The 1,361-nt window shown below is 47.5% G+C and carries 2 protein-coding genes; one reads left to right on the top strand and one right to left on the bottom strand.

Annotated elements, in window-relative coordinates:
- Positions 1-562: 562 nt before the first annotated feature.
- Positions 563-904: a hypothetical protein gene (locus CHB92_RS25420; RefSeq protein ID WP_089322041.1), complete on the bottom strand. Its 342-nt coding sequence runs from the start codon at positions 902-904 to the stop codon at positions 563-565.
- Between the two features lie 133 nt (positions 905-1,037).
- Between CHB92_RS25420 and CHB92_RS25415 the strand changes: the two genes are divergently transcribed.
- A complete protein-coding gene (locus CHB92_RS25415; RefSeq protein WP_089322040.1) occupies positions 1,038-1,292 on the top strand; it encodes a hypothetical protein in 255 nt (84 codons plus the stop codon).
- The last annotated feature ends 69 nt before the right edge of the window (positions 1,293-1,361 follow it).

The following is a 1,361-nucleotide window of genomic DNA, read 5'->3' as shown; positions in this document are numbered from 1 at the left end:
CTTTTTTCGCTTCACCTGCACGCCAACCCAGCCCTGGCAAATACTCATTGTTTTACCGTTTAAACAAGAAGAAAACGAACTTTTAGCCCGCCTACGTCAGGAGCTTTTACCAAATGGAAGTCTGGCTTTACTCGAAAAGGGCACTACTAGACTAAAAGCGGCTCTCCCCCCCTGAGCACCCAACAAGACCATAGCTCAGAGTATCTTTCATTTACTAGCAGGAGCAAACGTACAGGTGAGGCAGTCTTGAAGCAGACAATGTATAGATACGCCTGGTAGGACATGCGGCCACTCTGCCTCTTAAGCCACTGTGGCACTGGAACCTCATTTTCTTATATGCCAGGCAACATTAGCCATATCCAAACTATAAAGCACTGTCTGGTTGTTCTTTGTAGCTTGTTTCCCACCTGTTGTGCCTTAAACAATATGTTTAAACACTATTTCTCTTGTAAGTCTTCGAAAGAAGGCCTACCTTGAGGCTATAAGCTAAAGAATGGTTGCTTTAGCAGATGGAGTTAGTTGATTTGATTAGGCCAAGCAGTTTCCTGTCTGCTTGGCTTTTTCATTTTCTGACAATGAGAACATACCTGACCTTGTACTGTGCCTTGCGCTCTAACTCTTGTATTGCTGTCTCGATGCTTTTCAGCCCCTTGGGTATGCGCTCGGGCCTGGGCTTGATGTAGTCGCTGTTGTAGTAGTCATCAAGCGATAGAGCGTAGTTCTGATAGCCGCTCGGCACACTCCTTGCCCACCGCTTCGCCTGGATTTCGTGCATATACCCAAACTCTCCAGCAAAGGCGATATGCTTGTACCTGTCCTGGCATAGCTGCTTTATTCGCTTAAACTCTCCGTAGTCCGGGAAGCCCATGAGGTAGAAGCCAGTGTTCAGGTCAACGTACTCCATTGTCTAATTTCCGTTTCCTAGTGCCCAAAGTCGTTCGCCACAAATAATCGTCCAGGTCTTGGGCAAGAAACACCAACACCTACTTATAGTTTTTCCATTTTTCCCTTTATGCGACCTACCACAACCCTATCGTATGTCTCCAGCAGCAGGTGCTTGTGCGGCTGTGGATTTACTGCAGGGTAATGCCTGGACCAGCGTTGTGATTGCATCCAATTCGTCATCTAGTGCAGCGGATGTGCTCCAAGCTCTTCTCGCGCAACTGGTCCATGCGCTTTTAGGCGGCTTGATTGTCCTGCCCTATTCTTATCGGGGCTACACAGTAGATGAGATCTTCTTCATGGTTCGTGAGAAGCGCCAGGCGTACCCCAGGGCGGAATCAAAAGCTTAGTAAAAACTGCCCTAGCTCTGCTCATTACTTGTACGCAGTGCTAACCAGTATATCTGTAAGAACGGCATA

This window comes from Pontibacter ummariensis, from assembly GCF_900188175.1.
Classification (GTDB): Bacteria; Bacteroidota; Bacteroidia; order Cytophagales; family Hymenobacteraceae; genus Pontibacter; species Pontibacter ummariensis.
This window is presented reverse-complemented; position numbering and strand designations above follow the sequence as displayed.

What these genes read in the sequence shown, in the direction of transcription:
- CHB92_RS25415 (WP_089322040.1), top strand. Translation starts at nt 1,038, where the DNA reads ATGTCTCCAGCAGCAGGTGCTTGTGCGGCTGTGGATTTACTGCAGGGT.
- CHB92_RS25420 (WP_089322041.1), bottom strand. Translation starts at nt 904, where the DNA reads ATGGAGTACGTTGACCTGAACACTGGCTTCTACCTCATGGGCTTCCCG.